Source organism: Clostridioides sp. ZZV15-6388, from assembly GCF_020657755.1.
Taxonomy (GTDB): Bacteria; Bacillota; Clostridia; order Peptostreptococcales; family Peptostreptococcaceae; genus Clostridioides.
On sequence record NZ_JAGWCU010000007.1, the window covers coordinates 1 to 18,709 of the forward strand.

The following is an 18,709-nucleotide window of genomic DNA, read 5'->3' on the forward strand; positions in this document are numbered from 1 at the left end:
TAACTATATTATACACTATTTTACAATTTCAGATTATATTGACTGTACATAAAATAGTACATATTAGATAATGACAATAAAAAAACTAGAGCTTGAAGAAAATTTATCAGCACTAGTTTAAGTATTATTTATATATTTTGAATCTCTGTTTTTATTTATTAGTATAATAACAACTTAAATCCTTAATTGTAAATGTCAACCCAAAATTGTTCCAAATTTTAAATGAAAATAAGACCACTTTTCATTTTACCTTTTATTACATAACTATATCCTTCTATTTTGTACATGTCTTCATTGTAGATGTCTATCAATATATCGAAAACTGACCTTCTTATTTTTGATGGCCAATCTCTACTACATTTTTTTATACTACCTAATAAATTAATTAATCTTTCTTTTTCCTCATTTAATAAAATTAACTCATTAAAAAAAGATATATCAAACTGGAATACTAATATTTCACTTACTGGTTATGGCAGTATATAATGAATATCGCCTCCGTTTATTATCACTATCTCACCTTTTTTTAGTTGGATGGGCTTATCATTTATAAATAGATTTACTACACCTTCTGTTATAAGTAATATTTCTATTTCCTTATGCCAGTGTGGTGTTGTTAATACTTCTCCTTCATTTGATAGACTACGAAAAGGAAATTCGTGTATTAATTTAGGCATTTCTAAATATATTGCCATAGATATCCTCCCCTTTCTAGTGTTTAAAAATTAATCTATACTATTTAAAAGAATACACACTTTATTTTAAATACCCTCAATTTATAGTTTATACAACATCTATACTTCATAAAATATATCTAATATTTCTTTTTTTGTATGTGCATTTAAAAGTCTTTCACTTATATCTTTACCACCTAAAATATAAGATATTTTAGACATTAATATCATATCCTCAGTGCCTCCAGATTGTGGCATAGCAAACATAATTATTACCTTTACAGGCAAGCCATCTATACTTGGCCAATCTACACCTTCTCTAGATTTACCTATTACCACAGATGCTTTCTTTACATACTTTGTTTTTCCATGTGGCATGGCCATTTGATAACCTATACTTGTAGAGCCTATTTTCTCCCTATGCTTTAGTGCCTTTATAAACTTGCTTTTTGAAGTTATACTTCCTGTATCGTATAATTTATCTACTAATTCGTGTATTATACCTTCTTTTGTAGTTGATTTTAAGTCTAAAATAACACTTTCTTCGCTTAATATTTCTCTAATTTCCATTTGTTTTCTCCAGTACATTATTGTCAAATAATATTTTAATATCCTCTTTTCTTTTGCAGTCTATTATATAGTTTATATAGTTCTTTTGCCTATATAAATTTGATATTTCCATTAAAATATTCTTTAAAAAACTTTTATTGCTAGTTTCTAAATAAATATCAATCGTTCTATTAACATTATTGATATTCATTATCCCCTTATTTAATTTACTTTGATTATGTATATATATATTTAAATCTTTTCCTAATGAAATAGATTTATATTTACTACCTAAACTCACACCTATTAAACTTTCCATCTGCATTACATCAAAATTAAAATATATATTATCTTTTAAATACATTCCTAACAAGTTTGTATCTAAGGTCATGCTTTTCTTAGGTTTAGTAACCAAAGCATTTTTTATATTATTAATATCACTTTCCATTAATAGTACTGATACAACTATATGTAATTTGTCTTTCAAGTCTAAATTTACAGTAGATATTACAAAGTCTACATCATCTAAATTTCGCTTATTCAACTGATGCATAGGAATTATATCAACTATAGTCCATTCAGGAAATTCTCTTTTTAATCTAGCTGCAAGGAGCTGAGATGTTCCATATCCTGTATGGCAAACTACTATTACTCTTTTACTACTCATATTTCTTTCTATTGCTGCTTGAAAATATGTAGCAAGATACGAAACTTCATCTATACTAATATTCTTTAGATTTTCATACTCTGTCATAATATTCATAGTCATCATGCATAATCCCAATACATCTGAAAATCGCTCTTGTATCTCTCCCAATAATGGGTTTTTTATTTGGATATCATATCTTAATCTGTTTAACATAGGTCTTACATGAGATGCTAGACTTTTTTGTAGTAAGTCATCATTTTTGAGATTTATATTTAAAAATTGTGACATATTCTCTATCATTATAGATGATACCTTTTCACTTTCACTTAATATATCTGATTCATCATTGTAACTACTATTACTTTCACTACTAAATCCAGATGATACTAAAAAAATATATATGTACATAATTTCATCTTTCGTTATTTTTACTTTGTATCTATTTTCTATTTTACTTATAAGTGTAGTGACATTTTGATATACTAACTCGTCCAAATTATCTACAGAAACTTCTCTTTCTTCCTGAGACTCTATTTGATTACCTTCTTCGATTCTCTTTAAACATATAAGTATATGGGTAATTAAATTTATATAGTAGGGCTGACTTATAGTGTATCCTAAATTATGTTCTAACTCTGTAATTATAGTTTCTACAAATATAATAGAATCAATATCAAATAAATTCATCAACGCACTAAACGTAGCATAATCTAATCTTGTTAACTCAGATATATCATGCTGTTCATAATTTTCATCTAATAAATCATCCATCATTTTGGCAATCGATTTCCTTATATCCACTTCTTTACCTATAATCTTAGTTCCTTCTAAAGTCTTATTAAGTTTTAAATTGTATTCTTTTATCCATTCCTCTATATATTTAAAATCATTTACTATAGAAGTTTTACTTACATAATATTTATCCGATAACTGATTTATTGAAGTTATATTACTTGAATTTAGTAATAGATACTTTAAAATTTCCATTCTTCTTTGCTCTACTGATAAAGATTTATTTTCCTTCGATTGTATATTTAAACTGTTGATTAAGTCTATGTTCTTTTTTGCTAAAGCTTCTATTAATATTCCATAGCCTCTTTTTATATCAATTTTTATATTAAAAGTTTCTAAATATCTCTCAATCATCTTCAAATCTTTTTGTAAAGTTTTATCTGATACATTTAATTTATCTTTAAAATATTTTATAGGTCTATATTTATTTTCGTTTAATATCAATTTAAGAAATTCAATTTGCCTCGATATAAGCATACTTATCCCTCCCTACTATGTTTATATGTTTATATTAACTACTATTTTAACATATTTCCTAACTACGTAAAATTACTAAGATACTTCCGTATCATAAAAGAATTTATGATACACCTTACTAAATTGATATAATAGATAATATAATTTCGAAATAAAAAGTAAGGATATTTAGAAGTAGTCAACTGATTCTAAATATCCTTACTTTTACTCTTATTTATAATTTAAGCACCAAGTACTTCAACTTCACTATTTTCACTCTTTATAGTAGGCTTTGTTACCCCTATAATTAATGCTGTTATTACTGTACCAACTAATATACAAGCTATATATGCAACTGGTGCACTACATGCAAATGGTATTACAAATATTCCTCCATGTGGTGCCATTAAAGTTATATCTAGACTCATACATATTGCCCCACCTATACAAGAACCAATTATGTTTGCTGGAATCATTCTTAATGGATCTGCAGCTGCAAATGGTATTGCTCCTTCTGTTATGAAAGATGCCCCCATTATAGCAGTTGGTAGGGATGACTTTCTTTCTTCTTTAGTAAACTTGTTTTTGAATATTAACATAGCTAACGATATCGCTAATGGTGGTACCATTCCACCTACCATTAATGCTGCTGATGGTTCAAATATATTACTAGAGAACATCGCCAATCCAAATGCTGAAGCTGTTTTATTAATAGGTCCTCCCATATCTGATGCCATCATTCCTGCTAATATTGCACCTAATAATACTTTATTAGTTCCAGACATACTTTGTAACCATGACTGTAAAGCTTCATTTAACCATGATGCTGGTGTATTAACTACGAAGAACATTATAGCCCCACTTGTGAATGCAATCAGCAGTGGACATATCAGTACGGCATTTAACCCCTTTAATACATCTGGTAAGTTTTCTGTTATCTTCATTACTCCTAAAGCTATATATCCAGTTGCAAATCCTGCGACCATACCTCCTAAGAATCCTGAACCTCCAATAACTGCCATGAAACCAGCTATCATAGCAGGAGCAAAACCTTGTCTTCCTGCAATTGATTTAGCTATAAAACCAGCAAGTATTGGTATGAATAACTTAAATGCTGAATCGCCTCCAAGTTGTCCAAAGAATCCAGCTATAGGGTTGTATGTTTCATGAGTTGGGTCTGATGCAAATATACCAAACATAAATGCTATAGCTATACCAATCCCACCTATTACTACAAATGGAATCATTTCAGATACACCATTCATTAAGTGCTTATAAATACCTTTTTTCTCTGACCCTTGAAGTATTTCTTTTGAATCTTCTAAAGTTTTTCCACCTGGCTTAATTTCTTTAGCCATTCCATTTTCAGCATTTATAATTAAATTTTTGGCTAATGAAACATTCTTAGCATCTGCTACTTTCTTTTGTAATACTTTCTTTCCTATAAACCTACTTGTTTGAACTTCTCTATCACAAGCTATTATTACGTATTCAGCTCTTTTTATATCTTCTTTAGTTAACTTATTTTCTACACCTATGGCTCCATGTGTTTCTATTTTAACTTCATACCCAAGTTCTTGCCCTGCTTCTTCTAACGCTTTTTTTGCCATAAAAGTATGAGCTATCCCTGTTGGACATCCTGTTATTCCAACTATAAGACCTTTATTTTGATTATTACTTGAATCTCCTGATTCTACAGCTTTATAATTAAATATATCTAATATTTCATATGGAGTTTCTGCACTTAGTAAGTTCTTAATAAGATTTTCATCCATTAAATATGTAGCTAGTTTAGATATAATCTTAAGGTGTTCGTCTAAACTTGACTCTGGAACTGCTATCATAAAAAATGACCTAAGTTTTTGACCATCATTATCCGTGATGTCCTTATCTGTTCTTAAATACATCATCACAGGTCGCTTTACTGTACTTGACTTAGCATGAGGGATAGATATTAAATTTCCCATGTTAGTTGGTGATTCTTTTTCACGTTTATTAATATCAATTATAAACTTTTCTTTATCATTTATATAATTTCCATGATACAAATGATTTGCCATATAATCAATTACATCTTTTTTGGTTTGTAATTGTTTATCTAATACAATACAATCACTACGTAATATTTTGTCTACCATAAATTCTGCCCTCCTTTTAATTTGTTATCCAATCACTGATTCTTCTTTTGGTGAAAAGCATTTTAATTTATCTATGTCATTAAATAAATTCATTTTAAACTCTATAACTTCCCTTGCAGCTTCTATACATTGTGGATATATAGCATCTGGTTCATATAAACTTGGATTTTGTTCTAATACTTCTCTGCACTTCTTATAATACGCTGATTTAACATCACTTGAAATATTTACTTTACAAACTCCTAGTTTAACTGCTTGTGCTATTTCTTCATCTGGATTTGACGATCCTCCATGAAGGACTAAAGGTATATCTACTACTTCTTTTATTTCTTTTAATAAATCTAGTTTAAGCTCTGGTTTAAACCCTTTTGGATATATACCATGTGCTGTACCAATTGCAATAGCTAGTGTATCTACTCCTGTTTTTTCAACAAAATCCCTAGCTAATTTTGAATCTGTATATATTATTTCATCACAGCCACCTTCTCCTGATGTCCCTGTTGTTCCTATTGTTCCAAGTTCTCCTTCTACAGATACATTTAATCCTTTTGCTATTTCTACTACTTCCCTAGATATAGCTACATTTTTTTCATATGGTAAGTGTGATCCATCAATCATTACTGATGTAAATCCACATCTTATCGCTCTTAATATTTGCTCTTTATTTGCTCCATGATCTAAGTGTATTACCATAGGTACCTTACTCTTATTTGCTTCTTCTATACAACTAGCTACAAAGCTATCTTCTAAGAAACTTAACTCATTTGGGTGTATTGCAAGTATTACTGGTGCATTTTTTTCATTAGCACTCTGTACTACCGCTTTAAGTATTTGCCCACTCCCTATATTAAATGCTGGTACAGCAAATTGATTTTCTTGTGCGACTTTTAACATTTCCTTCATATTTATTAACATATTGTACCTCCAGATATTTTAAATTTTAGTTTTGATTTGTTTGTTATTTATTTTGTCGTTGTTATATTTAAATAATATCAGGATAATAAATGTTAGAAAATAACAATCGTTTTCCTTTTTAAAAAGGAATTTTTATTATACACTCTAAGTTCCTTTTCACTAAATAATTTTTAGAAGTCTGTATAAGTGGACTCCAATAATTACGATTACTTTGTAAGTATTAATTTAAATTCTATCCTCTAGCTATATCATCTAATTTATAAAAAGATATAAACATATCAAATATACTACTTTCATTTACTAGAAAATTAACGGTTAATAATGGTATATTTGATATACCTGTAGTTATAAATTTAAAGATACTCATCCCACAGTTAATACTATATTGGTATCAAAAAAATTAAAAAGATATTAGCTATTTAGCCAATATCTTGTTGTAGATTTCAATGGTAGAGATGATTTATAGGAATCATACTCACGATTATCTAATTTTTTACTTCCATAAACTTGACATAAAACACCAAAAATGGCACCCATCGAGTTCATATCTAAGGAATAAAGTGACTTGGTTTTCTAAACACCAATTTATAAATTATCCTTTGTTATTTTATGTAAATCTTTTTCTATCTAATTTAAAAATTATTCCTAATGCTATATAGCATATACCAATTACTAATACACCATAAGCCATAGATACTCCTATCTTAAATTCTTGCATATTAGTTACAATAGAAATTGAAATAGGTCTATTGTAAACACCATAAAGTAAGGCTGACATTGTATATTCTCCAATTGTGCGAATGAATACTAATATAGCTCCTGAAATTATTCCTGGCATCATATTAGGGATTATTACATTATAAAAAGTTTTTATCCTTCCAGCACCTAAACTCCTTGACGATTCTTCTAGTCCTAAATTTATTGACTTCATAGCAACCTCATTGGATGAAAATAATAATGGTAAGGCATAAATTGTATATGCTATAGGTAAAATATAAAAACCACCTATTAAAGATTCATTAAAAGCAAATATACTTTTTTGATTAAATGTATTAATTAGGTTAACTGCAATGGCACTTGCAGGCATACTCCAAGGTAACATTATAATAAATTTTGCTAGTCGATTATATGTATTATCCTTTTTAATTACTAAATACGATACTGGTACAGTAATTATCAATCCTACTACCACTGCCATTAAAGACATTTTCAAACTGTTTAATATAGGCTGTAATACACGTGATTTTTGGAAAATCATCTGATAGTTTTCCAGTGTAAAGTCTCTAGGAAATATAGTTGTCATAATTGAATGTGTACTTACAAAGGATAAATATACAATAGTAATTATAGGAAGCATAATCATAATAATTTGCATTTCAATAATAATCTTGCATACAAATGTAAATATGTCTTTTTTTCTATTATCAACTTTATAACTTTGAGATTTTAAGGATGATACTACTCCATATTTTTTGCCATAATACTGTAATAAAATCATAAATGAAATCCCCATTAGTAATAAAATAATTACTTGAACTGATGCTATATCCATATGGTTATTAGCCTTAGACCTAACAATCTGGGTACTTAAAACTTTAAAACCACCACCTATAAGATTTGGAGCTGAGAAAGAACTAATTCCTGATGCAAAAGTTATAATAGTAGAGGTTATAACAGCAGGTGTAATAACAGGCCATATTACATCAAAAAATACTCTTAGCCTTGATGCTCCCATTCCTTTTGCAGCTTCAACTGTTGAGTAATCCACATATTTTAAGGCAACATATACATTTAAATAAAAATACACATACTGAGTATAGGCAACCACAAATAAAATTCCTTTTAATCCACTAAAATCATAAGGTTTGTTGATAAAGGAGAGTAAAATTTCTATAGATTTTGTAACTATCCCACTTTCTCCATAAAGCTGAATACATGCAATTACCATAATTACTCCAGGAATCATCATTGGACTTAGTAAAAGAATATGTATGATTTTTTTGTGTTTATCACAAACAAATGTCATATATAAGGCAAGTGATATTCCCATAATTCCACATACGAGTACAGAACCCAATCCCAAAATTATAGTATTGCTTACTACCCTTAAATTATTAGTATTTGAAAAGTATTCTTTAAAAACTTCAAAAGAATATCCACCATTACCTTGGAATGCTTGTGCAAAAGTATTACCTATTGGTACAATAATATATCCAATCAAAATCCAAAATAATATACTGTATAAAATAATAGAAATAACATTTTTAGTTGTGAATTTACTATGGTTTATTTTTTTAATCATATTATTCACCTTGTAGCACACCTAAATATGCCCTATCCCCTACATTTAGTTTATTGCTATTATTCAGTCTATTAAGTTCAGTTACTTGATATTTTTTTCCATTATTTGATACTGTATATTCTAAAATTGCTCCTAGAAAATTCTTAGATTCTACTTTTACTTTTACAAAACCACTTTGGTTGGTATTTTGCAATAATACCATTTCTTCAGGTCTTTTATAAATATAAGGCTTTGTCTCTTTTTCAATATTAAAATTAACATAATCTTCTTTTTCAATACAATTTGAAGTCCCTACAAAGTTTGCTACAAAATCATTCAATGGGCTTTTGTAAACTTCCATTGGCACACCAATTTGAAGAACTTTACCCTTATCCATTACAGCTATTCTATCAGAAATAGCTAAGGCTTCTTGTTGATCATGGGTAATAAATAAAGTAGTAATACCTATCTTTTGCTGTATCTCTCTTATTTCTTCTCTCATCTTGATTCTTAAAGCTATATCTAGATTAGACATTGGCTCATCTAATAAAAGCATAGTAGGCTCAGTCGCTAATGCTCTTGCTACTGCTACCCTTTGTTGCTGTCCACCAGATAGTTCATCAATCTTTCTTTTTCTAAAATCTTTCATTCCTGCCAATTCTAAATAATTATCACATTTTTCCACTATAATTTTTTTAGATAACTTTTTTATTTTCAATCCATAAGATACATTTTCTTCTACTGTCATATTTGGAAACAGTGCATAGTTTTGAAAAACAGTTCCCATATTTCTATTTTCTGGTTCTAGGTTAGTAATATTTTTATCACCAACATAAATACTTCCAGAAGAAGGTTTTATAAATCCACCAATTATTCTTAAAATAGTCGTTTTTCCACATCCGGAAGGACCTAATAAAGTAAAAAACTCTCCTTCCTTAATGGATATATTAACATCATGTAATACTTTTTCTTTTCCATAATAATGATTAATTTCTTTTAATTCTATATTCTTCATATCGTCTCCACAAATTATCTAATATTTATAATTCTCCAAATATACACATGATGAATCATCATAGATTTTAAATTTAGGAAGCTCTACTGCCATTTCATCATCCTTTTCTAGTTCCCTAACTTTTCTATATATATAATCTATACCTTTAATCTCTGCTATTTTCATCATTTTATCTTTATCAAAAATCTTCTATCTAACTAATTTTCAGTCCCATTTTCATCTCCTTGCCCACATAAATTGTACTTTTACTATAATTAAAAGTTTTGCATAGTAAAAAATTCACTTCACTTGAGCGACTACGTCTACGAATTACTTCATATCGTTAACTACTTCGTCAGTTGCTTAAAAGCTATTTTATTTAATATTGGTGTGTTAGTATCATTTAGTTGTATGAGTTATACAAAAACCATGAGATATCATAGTTCCCTTATACGTAAAATAGCGAGGAAAATCCTCACTATTTTTGTATATAATATTAAATTATTTAATTAGACTATTTTATAGTTTTATTGTTATCTATTATATCTGTTTCCCACTTTTCAATCCAGTTAGATTGATTTTTTCCAATTACAGACCAATCTACATCCATAGCTTTATATTCTTTTGACATCCACTTTGGTGAATCTTTAAGTGCAGAATCTAATGTTGGAATACGGTTAAAATCATTTGCAACCATAGCTTGAACCTTAGCACTTCCAACAAAATCTACAAACTTAGCTGCTACATTTGGATGTGGTGCATTTTTTAGAGCCGCTACACAGTCTGTGATTACGACAGAACCACTCTCTGCATCCACAACTTCTAATGGCATATTATTTTTTTCTTTATTATCTATTATATCACTTAATACTGCAATAGATATAGCAGCTTCACCTTTACCTATTGCGGAATACATAACACTTCCGCTATTGTAGTAGTTCTTTATATTTTTATTTAAACCCTCAAGGTACTTCCAAGCTTCATCTTCACTCTTAGTAGTTGAGTAGTAATTGATTAAGTTACTAACAGTAGAACGCATAGATGATGATAATGAATCTCTAGAAACTATTAAGTCTTTATATTCTTCTTTTGTTAAATCGCTCCAATCTTTTGGTGCTTTATCAGCTGATAATAGTTTTGTGTTATAAAACATCATTACTGGTGTTTTTATAGTTCCATACCAATATCCTCCTGAATCTTTGTAAGACTTATCTAATTCATTATTCCAGCTTGGTTCAGTCTTTTCATATAATCCTTCTTCTTTTAATTGCATGTATGTAGATGTATCTCCACCAAACATTATATCTGCTTGTGGATTATCTTTTTCACTTCTAACACGATCTGCTAGTTCACCTTTTAAGTTTATGAATTCAACATTAACGCCTGTTTCCTTTGTAAATTCTTCAGAAATTGCTCCTAGCATATCCTCTCCATGTGTAGTATATACTACTAATGTATCCTCTAATTCATCACTTTTTGATGTGCTATCATTGCTACAAGCTACAAGTGATAATGACATTGCTACAGTTAATAAGACAGCTGCTATTTTTATCTTCATATCAATTCCTCCCCCATATTCTCCATGTTCATTTTAAATGTTATTATTCTTATAGTCAACGATTCAACAATAATCTATATAATTGTATTTTTCTATAACTACTGATTTTATTATTGTTTTTTTCTATGGCTATACTTATTTTTATACATATAATTTTTATATTCACATTAATCCATTTTTCAATCTGGGTATTTTATTTCTTTAAAACATATTTTAAATATTAATATTATCATTATTTTTATGCATAAAAAATGACCTATGAATAGGTCACCTAAACCAATACTTATATGGTATATGAGATACTTTCTTAAATCACTTATTATTTTTTTATCTAGACTAGCTTCAGTAAATAATGCATGTATGTGTGGTTTCCATTTTAAGTCTTAATTAAAAGTATGAACTACTGTAAAACTATACCTCATCCTCACATCTAAACTTTAAATTTTTATCTATTATTTATTAGTTGACTGTATATTCACTAATTTTTATCATTTACAATACTCTTATTATCTTAAAATAATTATAATCTAACTTTAATCATATATTATATTACATATAAATATTTTTAACAAATTTAATAATTAAATAACTAAATAACTATATTTCATTAACCATCTTATAAATATTTATAGACTATTCACTAGTCTTCTTCAATAAATTCAAACAAATTTTCTACTGTGGTATCGAATACTTTAGCAATATCCATCGCTAACTTTAAAGAAGGATTATATTTTCCATTTTCTAAGTGTACAATAGTCTCACGTCTTACCTCAACTGATTTAGCAAGTTCATTTTGCGTCATAAGGAGTTTTTCTCTATATTCTTTAATTTTTGTTTTCATCAATATTGCCACTTAGTTACATATCCCCCTTTTATCAAAGTATATATACAACACTAATTTAGATAAAGATTGTATAAATAAAACTGCAATAAGAATTATACCAGTATCCAAGTTTGATATATTTATATTCCTTGTATAAGGCGTTGCAAAGAAAATAGCTATTATTACTATAGAATATATCATTATTTTTATTGCAATTTGATTAACCTTTGATAGTATAAATTTAGATGATTCATCAACTAAATCATTATATTTTTTAGTATAAATTGAATAACATCCAAAAACTATTAACCAACTCAGTCCTGGAAGAGATGCAGTACTTGGACCTTTAAAAATATACTTAGTCGCTAATACAGCTATAAAAAAATAAGTCATTAAAAGTAATTCTAAGATTAGCTTTGATCTTACACCAGTTTCTGATTTATACATATAAAATCACTCCTTAAAAATTATATATTCTCTATACTCTTTAATTTTTGTTTTCTTCAATATTATCACTTAGTTGCATATTCCCCTTTTATCAAAATATATATACAAAATTAATTTAGATAAAGATTGTATAAATAAAACTGCTAAGAGAATTACACCTATATCCAAATTTGATATATCCAAAGCTCTTGTATGATTTGCTGAAAAGAAAACAGCTATTACAAAAACAGAGTATAACATTATTTTTGATGCAATTTGATTAACCTTTAATAACATAAGTTTTGATGCCTCATCAACTAAATCATTATATTTTTTATTATACATGAAGTCACATGCCCAAAAAGCGAATAAAATTATAAAAGTAATCCAAATATCTTCCCCTTTAAAAATAAACTTTTTTAATAATAAGTCTATAAAAAAATAGGATATCATAAGTAACTCTGAAACAAGATTTGCTTTAACACCAATCTCTGATCTAGACATATAAAATCACTCCTTAAAAGTTATATATTTATAACACTTGATGTTATAAATATATAACTTTTTCAAATAAATTGCAATAGAATATTGTAAATATTTAGTAATATATTTATAAATATAGTTTATAAAAGATTTCATAATAACCATCAAATAGTTACAAATAATATTATAAAACTACTTCTTTATTCACTTTTATAGAACTTTCTCTCTAAAAAAATTCTTATAATATATAAAATATATTTTTTAATAAATATTACAATACAATACTAGATTAGTTTATTATATCTATTCTCTCAATCATATCATTTACTAACTATTATCCTAATGAACATGTAATATTGAAATGTATAATTATACAACCTAAATGCACCCCAATATACCCTCAAAAAAACCTCTTTTTCTGTGGTTGGAGTATGGTTGGTGGATTTCATCACCAAAATAAAAAATACTAGTCAATATTGACTAGTATTCCCAAGTATTTCATTATTCATTTTTACAAATTGGTGGAGACGAATCACAGGAATAATACCCATGATTAATTCATTTCATATACAACTCTAAGTTTTTATTAAAAATATACATCACTTTACTATTCTATGATATAACACAACAAAAGAAACTACAATCTATGAGTGATGGTTTCATATAGTCTTAGTTCCTACAGTAAGTAAGTAGGAAGGGAGTGTACTCTATATGGAACTAATTATAAATTTTATTATAGGAGCTATCGTTTCTATTTGTATTGGTATAAGTACCAATTACATATATGATAAAATAAAAAAACACTTATCTATTGGTCGTAGTGTGATTTAAAATTTGAATTTAAAATTAAATTCAAATTCACTAAAAAGCAATCTATACTAGAAACCACTACTCTACCCACTAGATTTCAGTTTCTTTTTATTTTATCTAAAACTACATTGTACTACATTACATTTAAAAATAAACCTTAAATTTCTTTATTACAATTCATTAGTTCGAAAAAATATTTAGAGTCATGAGTTTTATAAAGGTTTAACCAAGAACTTAATGCTTCTTCTTTAAAAACATCTAAAACTTTTAAAACTTGTATCGTAAATTCCAATGGTGCGATTCCCGAAGCAGTAATTAAATTTTCATCATTAACTGCAGATTCCATTTTATAATATTTTTCTCCAGTATAACTTGGTATCACCATTTTTAGAAATTCTAAATCATTACTTGTATGATCTCTAGAATCTAGTAAACCTGTTTTAGCTAGCCCTAAAGTAGCACCACAAATAGCTGCAACTATAGCCCCTTGTCCCAAAGCCTCTTTAGCTTTTTCTAATATTATCTCATGAGCTATAGATATCCAAGTATCTCCCCCTGGCAAAATTAATAAATCATTACTTTCCAAATTAAACTCATCAACTGTAATCTCAGGTAAAACTTTTAACCCACCCATTGTTATAATAGGATTTTTATCAACTCCTACTGTAATTACTTTTAGTGGTTTTAATCCTTTTTTAAAATATCTTCCTGTATTTAATTCCGCAGTTAAATATCCAACTTCCCAATCTGACATAGTATCAAACACATACATATATACTTTTCTATTTTTCATCTTTTGCTCCTTATATGATTAATTAATATACCTAATTGTAAAATAACTTAACTGACATACTCTGTCAGTTAAGTTATTAAATTTGATAATGATTAATTAATTCGAGTAAATTTTCAACTATTTTATCTCTAAGACTTAATGGTTCAATTATTTGTATCGATTTTCTATAAGGTATAAGTATATTTGGTATATATGTATATATTACCTCTTCTTGAAGTTTAAATATTGCTTTATTTGAAGTTCTTTCTTTCAAATAATATCCTAGAAGCCAATGCTGACATAAGTTATCTAATGCATTTATACTTCCTTCTATAACTAATGGTATAAGATTATCCTCATCTTTTGTTTCATCCATAATCCCTCTTATAAAAAATTCACTTGCTGAAAATTCCTTTGGTCTATTAAAAGTATTTGATGTTTCTATAACATTACTAATTCTATCTATCCTAAAACTACGAATCTCATTTCTCATTTGACAAAATGCTACTATGTACCAATTATTATTCCAACGAACAATTCCATATGGATTTATAATCCTACATTTTGATTTTTCTTCACGAGCTGTACGGTAGTTAATTTCTACAGATAATTCATTTGCTATACTATTTTTTAACTTTTTAAGTACAGATTCTATGGATATTTTTCCAGTGGGTTTTATTACTTCAAAACCTATTAAATGTTTTGTTAAAATTTCCTCTTGTTTTTGATTTGAATACATTTTTAACTTTGATGTTGCCTTATCTAATGTGTCATCTAAGAAACATCCCTCTTCTTTAGCAAATATAGCTGCATGAAGTAGAGCAGTTTGCTCCTCTGTATCGAAAAAAAGAGGTGCTTTAATGAAATTATTCAAAAGTGTATATCCACCATTATGACCTGTATCTGAAATTATAGGTACTCCACTAGCAGATAATGCATCAATGTATCTGTAGACAGTTCTTATATTTATTTCTAATTTTTCAGATATTTGTTTTGCAGTAACTTTTTTATCTGAGTTTAATATCCATAATATAGACATCATATTGTCAATTTTAGCCATATAGTTTTACTCCTTCATATATGTTTTATAAATTAATTATATAGGTTATTAGATTAATTTTCACAAAAAAAATATTAGCAAATTGCTAATATTTTTCGTGGATTTTAATGGTGGAGACGAGGGGAATCTATAAGTTATATTCACTGTATTTTTTATATTACAAAAACATAGTATATATAAGTATCATATTAAATTTTGTCTTTTATTATATATGATTTTTTCAATACTTTTTCTTTTAATTGGGGTATTGTTGGGGGGTAAGATGAATCATATGAAATATCTAAATAAATAACTACAGAAAAAAATGTCACAAGTTTATTCTAAAATACTGTGACATTTTTATATTTACTTCATAAATTTATCTATATTACTTATAGGTCCTTTAAATATAGCTTTTGTATTCAACGCTTCAAAGTGCTTTTCTGCACACTCTATCTTAGCTTTTTCCTCTGGTCTTAGTAAATGTAAATCACTTACCCCTTTTGTTTCGATAACAAAATACAATTTTTCTATTCCTCTTTTTTCCATAACAACAGCCCAATCAGGGTTATAATTACCTAAAGGAGTATCTATTTTAAACCAGTTTGGAAGCTTAATATAGATTTTCACTCTAGGATCACTTTCAAATCTCTTAGCAAAACTTAACTCCACATTAGAATCACAAACAGCATAATTATATGGAGATTTGCTGCTTTTAATTACTTTATCATTAAGATATGCAAGTAATGTTTCATCTTCACTATTAAAAGACTCAACTGAATAATAGTCATCTATTTTTTCATATTTAATTCCTTCAATAACAAATATTCTAAGCTCTGAATTAATAATCTTTATAACCTCTTCTATAAATTTTTGAGGGTTTCTTTTAAAATCATCTAGTCTATTAGATCTTACTAATATACTTATTATAGTCTTTCTAGTTAAATTAGTTTTATTTTGAAGTTCTGCAATAATATCTGGTAAATAATTAGCTCTGTATGATTCTTCTTCTGCTTCTTCCACTTTTAACCTGGATGTTACACCAGTATCTTTAGCTATACTAACACTATCTTTTCTTGATATTATTCTAGGAGTCTGTATTTTTTCAATTTTAGATATACGTCTGATACAATTTTCAATCAACTTTTCACTACTAAAATCAACTGAATAAATAGTTTTTATATTAATTTTTTGCCATAACTCTACAAACTCATCACTATCTATAATTCCTTTATTCAGCTTAACTTTTTCTTTTTTAGTAGCATCTTTTATCTCATAGACACTACATCTGTGTATCAGATCTTTAACAATCTCACCAAAAAATTCTTTTAATTCTTCACAGCATAAGGTAAATTTATTTTGTTCTGTATTACTTGATACAAATGTATCTAAATCTTTCTTTAGCTTACTCTGTACATTTCCTTTTTTATCAATATATTCATTTTTAATAAGATAATTAAACACTTTTTCAGATCCATCATGTCCAAGAAAAACATCTATTTGCTTTTCATCGTCAAAAACTTTAATATTAGCAAATGAATATCTTTCTATAACTCCAAATCTCATGCCTGTATCCTCTTGCAACTCATTTTGTAAATTATTTACAAAATCTTTATAAGATTCATTAGCCATAACAGTTAATATATTTATATTACTATTATTAATGCGTTCTCCATCTTGATTAACACAAAGTCTAAGACCTCTACCTATCTCTTGTCTACGCTTTATATAAGTACCTGCACTGTCTTTTAAAGTACATATTTGAAATACATTAGGATTATCCCAGCCTTCTTTAAGTGCAGAGTGAGAAAATATAAATCTCAGAGGATTACTCATATCAAGTAACCTTTCTTTATCTTTCATTATTAAATTATATACATTTTCATCATCTTGAGTATTTCCTTTAGTATCCTTTAATTTTCCTTTTTTATCTTTTGCAAAATATCCATTGTGTGTAGATGTTATGGATATGTTTTTATTTATGTTACCTTTAAATCTATCTTGTTTTATAAGATCATTATATTCTTGTTCAAACATATTAACATATTTTCCAGGTATTATAACTCCATTTTCTGAATAATCCCTGTAATTAGCGACCTTATCTATAAAGAATAAACTAAGTACTTTTATACCTTTCTTATTTAGTATAGTTTCCTTTTCTAAATGTGTTTCTATAGTTTTTCTTATTTGAAATCGCTTTATAATATCATTATCTATATCACCTATAGATTCATTTATACCTATGTATTTACCATTTACAACTATATATTCCTCATCTTTACCCCAACTTATATCTTCAATAAAATAATTCCTATATATCTCTCGTTTACCAGATATATCAAATAAATCATCTCCCAATCTTACTCTTTTGTTTGTTCTTTTGATGACACCTTTTTTACCTTGAACATCCATCTCAATTTCAGCTTTGAGTTCTCCAACTCCTATAAGTTTAATATATGGCTTATTGAATGATTCTTCTCCTCTAACAGATAATACTTCAATTTTCTTTACTAATTTTTGTTCATAAGCATCAACAGCATCTAACCTATATACCATATTGTACTTATCTATATGAGTTGCAGAATACCTTAGTGTGCACATATAATTAAGCTCATTTATAGCCTCCTTTGATTTTGGTGTAGTATCAACACTTTGTGGCTCATCTATTATAACTACTGGATTAGTATTCTTTATTAAATCAATTGGCCTTTGTCCATTTAGTTTGTCTAGTTCTCTATGAATTATATTTAATTTAGCATCTTTTTTAGAACTATCAAATCCTTTTCTAAATGCATCTATATTTATAATCATTATTTGTAAATTATTGGAAGTTGAAAAGTTTCTGACTTGTTCTAATTTAGAAGAATCATAAATAAAATATTCAACAGATTCATTGTCATATATATTATTAAAATGTTCTTTAGTTATTTGTAAGAACTTATTAACACCTTCACGAATTGCAACCGAAGGAACAACTATTACAAATTTTTTAAATCCATAATTCTTATTTAATTCATATATACTTTTTAGATATACATATGTTTTCCCTGTACCTGTTTCCATCTCTATTGTAAAATTCATTCCATTAAGATTTTCTGACTTAGGTAAATTATTTCTAACTTGTATATTTTGAACATTTCTCAGAATACTTTCTTCATTTATATTTAATTTATTACCTATAATATTATTATTTTGAAGTTCTCTTATTTGAAGTTGCTTTTCATTTAAGTTACTATCTGTACATATAGTAAAATTTGATTGTTGTTGAGTTTGACCCTTAAATATATCTACAACAGATTTTATAGCTTCCTCTTGATATTTTAGATCTGATCTAAATTTTAATTTCATGC

General features: G+C 27.3%; 16 protein-coding genes. All 16 read right to left on the reverse strand.

The window, feature by feature from the left end; translation table 11 throughout:
* Nucleotides 1-470 precede the first annotated feature (470 nt).
* Nucleotides 471-695, reverse strand: coding sequence for an AraC family ligand binding domain-containing protein (locus KGF48_RS06230; protein WP_227867827.1), 225 nt, complete (start codon nt 693-695; stop codon nt 471-473).
* 99 nt (nt 696-794) lie between these two features.
* Nucleotides 795-1,244 carry a PTS sugar transporter subunit IIA gene (locus KGF48_RS06235; RefSeq protein ID WP_227867828.1) on the reverse strand — a complete coding sequence of 150 codons (450 nt, stop codon included), beginning with the start codon at nt 1,242-1,244 and terminating at the stop codon, nt 795-797.
* Entirely contained in the window at nt 1,234-3,141 is a 1,908-nt protein-coding gene (locus KGF48_RS06240; protein WP_227841117.1) for a BglG family transcription antiterminator, read from the reverse strand. Before KGF48_RS06240 ends, KGF48_RS06235 begins: the two co-directional genes overlap by 11 nt.
* 221 nt (nt 3,142-3,362) lie before the next feature.
* Nucleotides 3,363-5,258 (reverse strand): fructose-specific PTS transporter subunit EIIC, encoded by a 1,896-nt coding sequence (locus KGF48_RS06245; RefSeq protein ID WP_227867829.1) that lies wholly within the window; start codon nt 5,256-5,258, stop codon nt 3,363-3,365.
* Between the two features lie 24 nt (nt 5,259-5,282).
* Nucleotides 5,283-6,173 (reverse strand): ketose-bisphosphate aldolase, encoded by an 891-nt coding sequence (locus KGF48_RS06250; protein WP_227841115.1) that lies wholly within the window; start codon nt 6,171-6,173, stop codon nt 5,283-5,285.
* A 232-nt stretch (nt 6,174-6,405) separates the two neighbouring features.
* Nucleotides 6,406-6,540, reverse strand: coding sequence for a hypothetical protein (locus KGF48_RS20245; protein ID WP_255611787.1), 135 nt, complete (start codon nt 6,538-6,540; stop codon nt 6,406-6,408).
* 240 nt (nt 6,541-6,780) lie between these two features.
* Nucleotides 6,781-8,475 carry an ABC transporter permease gene (locus tag KGF48_RS06255; protein WP_227867830.1) on the reverse strand — a complete coding sequence of 565 codons (1,695 nt, stop codon included), beginning with the start codon at nt 8,473-8,475 and terminating at the stop codon, nt 6,781-6,783.
* 1 nt (nt 8,476) lies between these two features.
* The gene (locus tag KGF48_RS06260) at nt 8,477-9,469 is read right to left on the reverse strand and encodes an ABC transporter ATP-binding protein (RefSeq protein WP_227841113.1); all 993 of its coding nucleotides are present in this window, start codon (nt 9,467-9,469) and stop codon (nt 8,477-8,479) included.
* A gap of 18 nt (nt 9,470-9,487) precedes the next feature.
* Entirely contained in the window at nt 9,488-9,634 is a 147-nt protein-coding gene (locus KGF48_RS06265) for a hypothetical protein (protein ID WP_227867831.1), read from the reverse strand.
* Nucleotides 9,635-9,962: 328 nt separating this feature from the next.
* A complete protein-coding gene (locus KGF48_RS06270) occupies nt 9,963-11,006 on the reverse strand; it encodes an extracellular solute-binding protein (protein ID WP_227867832.1) in 1,044 nt (347 codons plus the stop codon).
* Between the two features lie 640 nt (nt 11,007-11,646).
* Entirely contained in the window at nt 11,647-11,847 is a 201-nt protein-coding gene (locus tag KGF48_RS06275) for a helix-turn-helix transcriptional regulator (RefSeq protein WP_255611550.1), read from the reverse strand.
* Between the two features lie 12 nt (nt 11,848-11,859).
* Nucleotides 11,860-12,276 (reverse strand): hypothetical protein, encoded by a 417-nt coding sequence (locus tag KGF48_RS06280; RefSeq protein ID WP_227857089.1) that lies wholly within the window; start codon nt 12,274-12,276, stop codon nt 11,860-11,862.
* Nucleotides 12,277-12,345: 69 nt separating this feature from the next.
* Nucleotides 12,346-12,759: a hypothetical protein gene (locus KGF48_RS06285; RefSeq protein WP_227839651.1), complete on the reverse strand. Its 414-nt coding sequence runs from the start codon at nt 12,757-12,759 to the stop codon at nt 12,346-12,348.
* 946 nt (nt 12,760-13,705) lie between these two features.
* Nucleotides 13,706-14,341, reverse strand: a complete 636-nt coding sequence (locus KGF48_RS06290) for a type 1 glutamine amidotransferase family protein (protein WP_227867833.1) — start codon at nt 14,339-14,341, stop codon at nt 13,706-13,708.
* Between the two features lie 76 nt (nt 14,342-14,417).
* Nucleotides 14,418-15,380, reverse strand: coding sequence for a helix-turn-helix transcriptional regulator (locus KGF48_RS06295; RefSeq protein ID WP_227867834.1), 963 nt, complete (start codon nt 15,378-15,380; stop codon nt 14,418-14,420).
* A gap of 345 nt (nt 15,381-15,725) precedes the next feature.
* Nucleotides 15,726-18,707: a DEAD/DEAH box helicase family protein gene (locus KGF48_RS06300; protein WP_227866080.1), complete on the reverse strand. Its 2,982-nt coding sequence runs from the start codon at nt 18,705-18,707 to the stop codon at nt 15,726-15,728.
* Between the last annotated feature and the right edge of the window lie 2 nt (nt 18,708-18,709).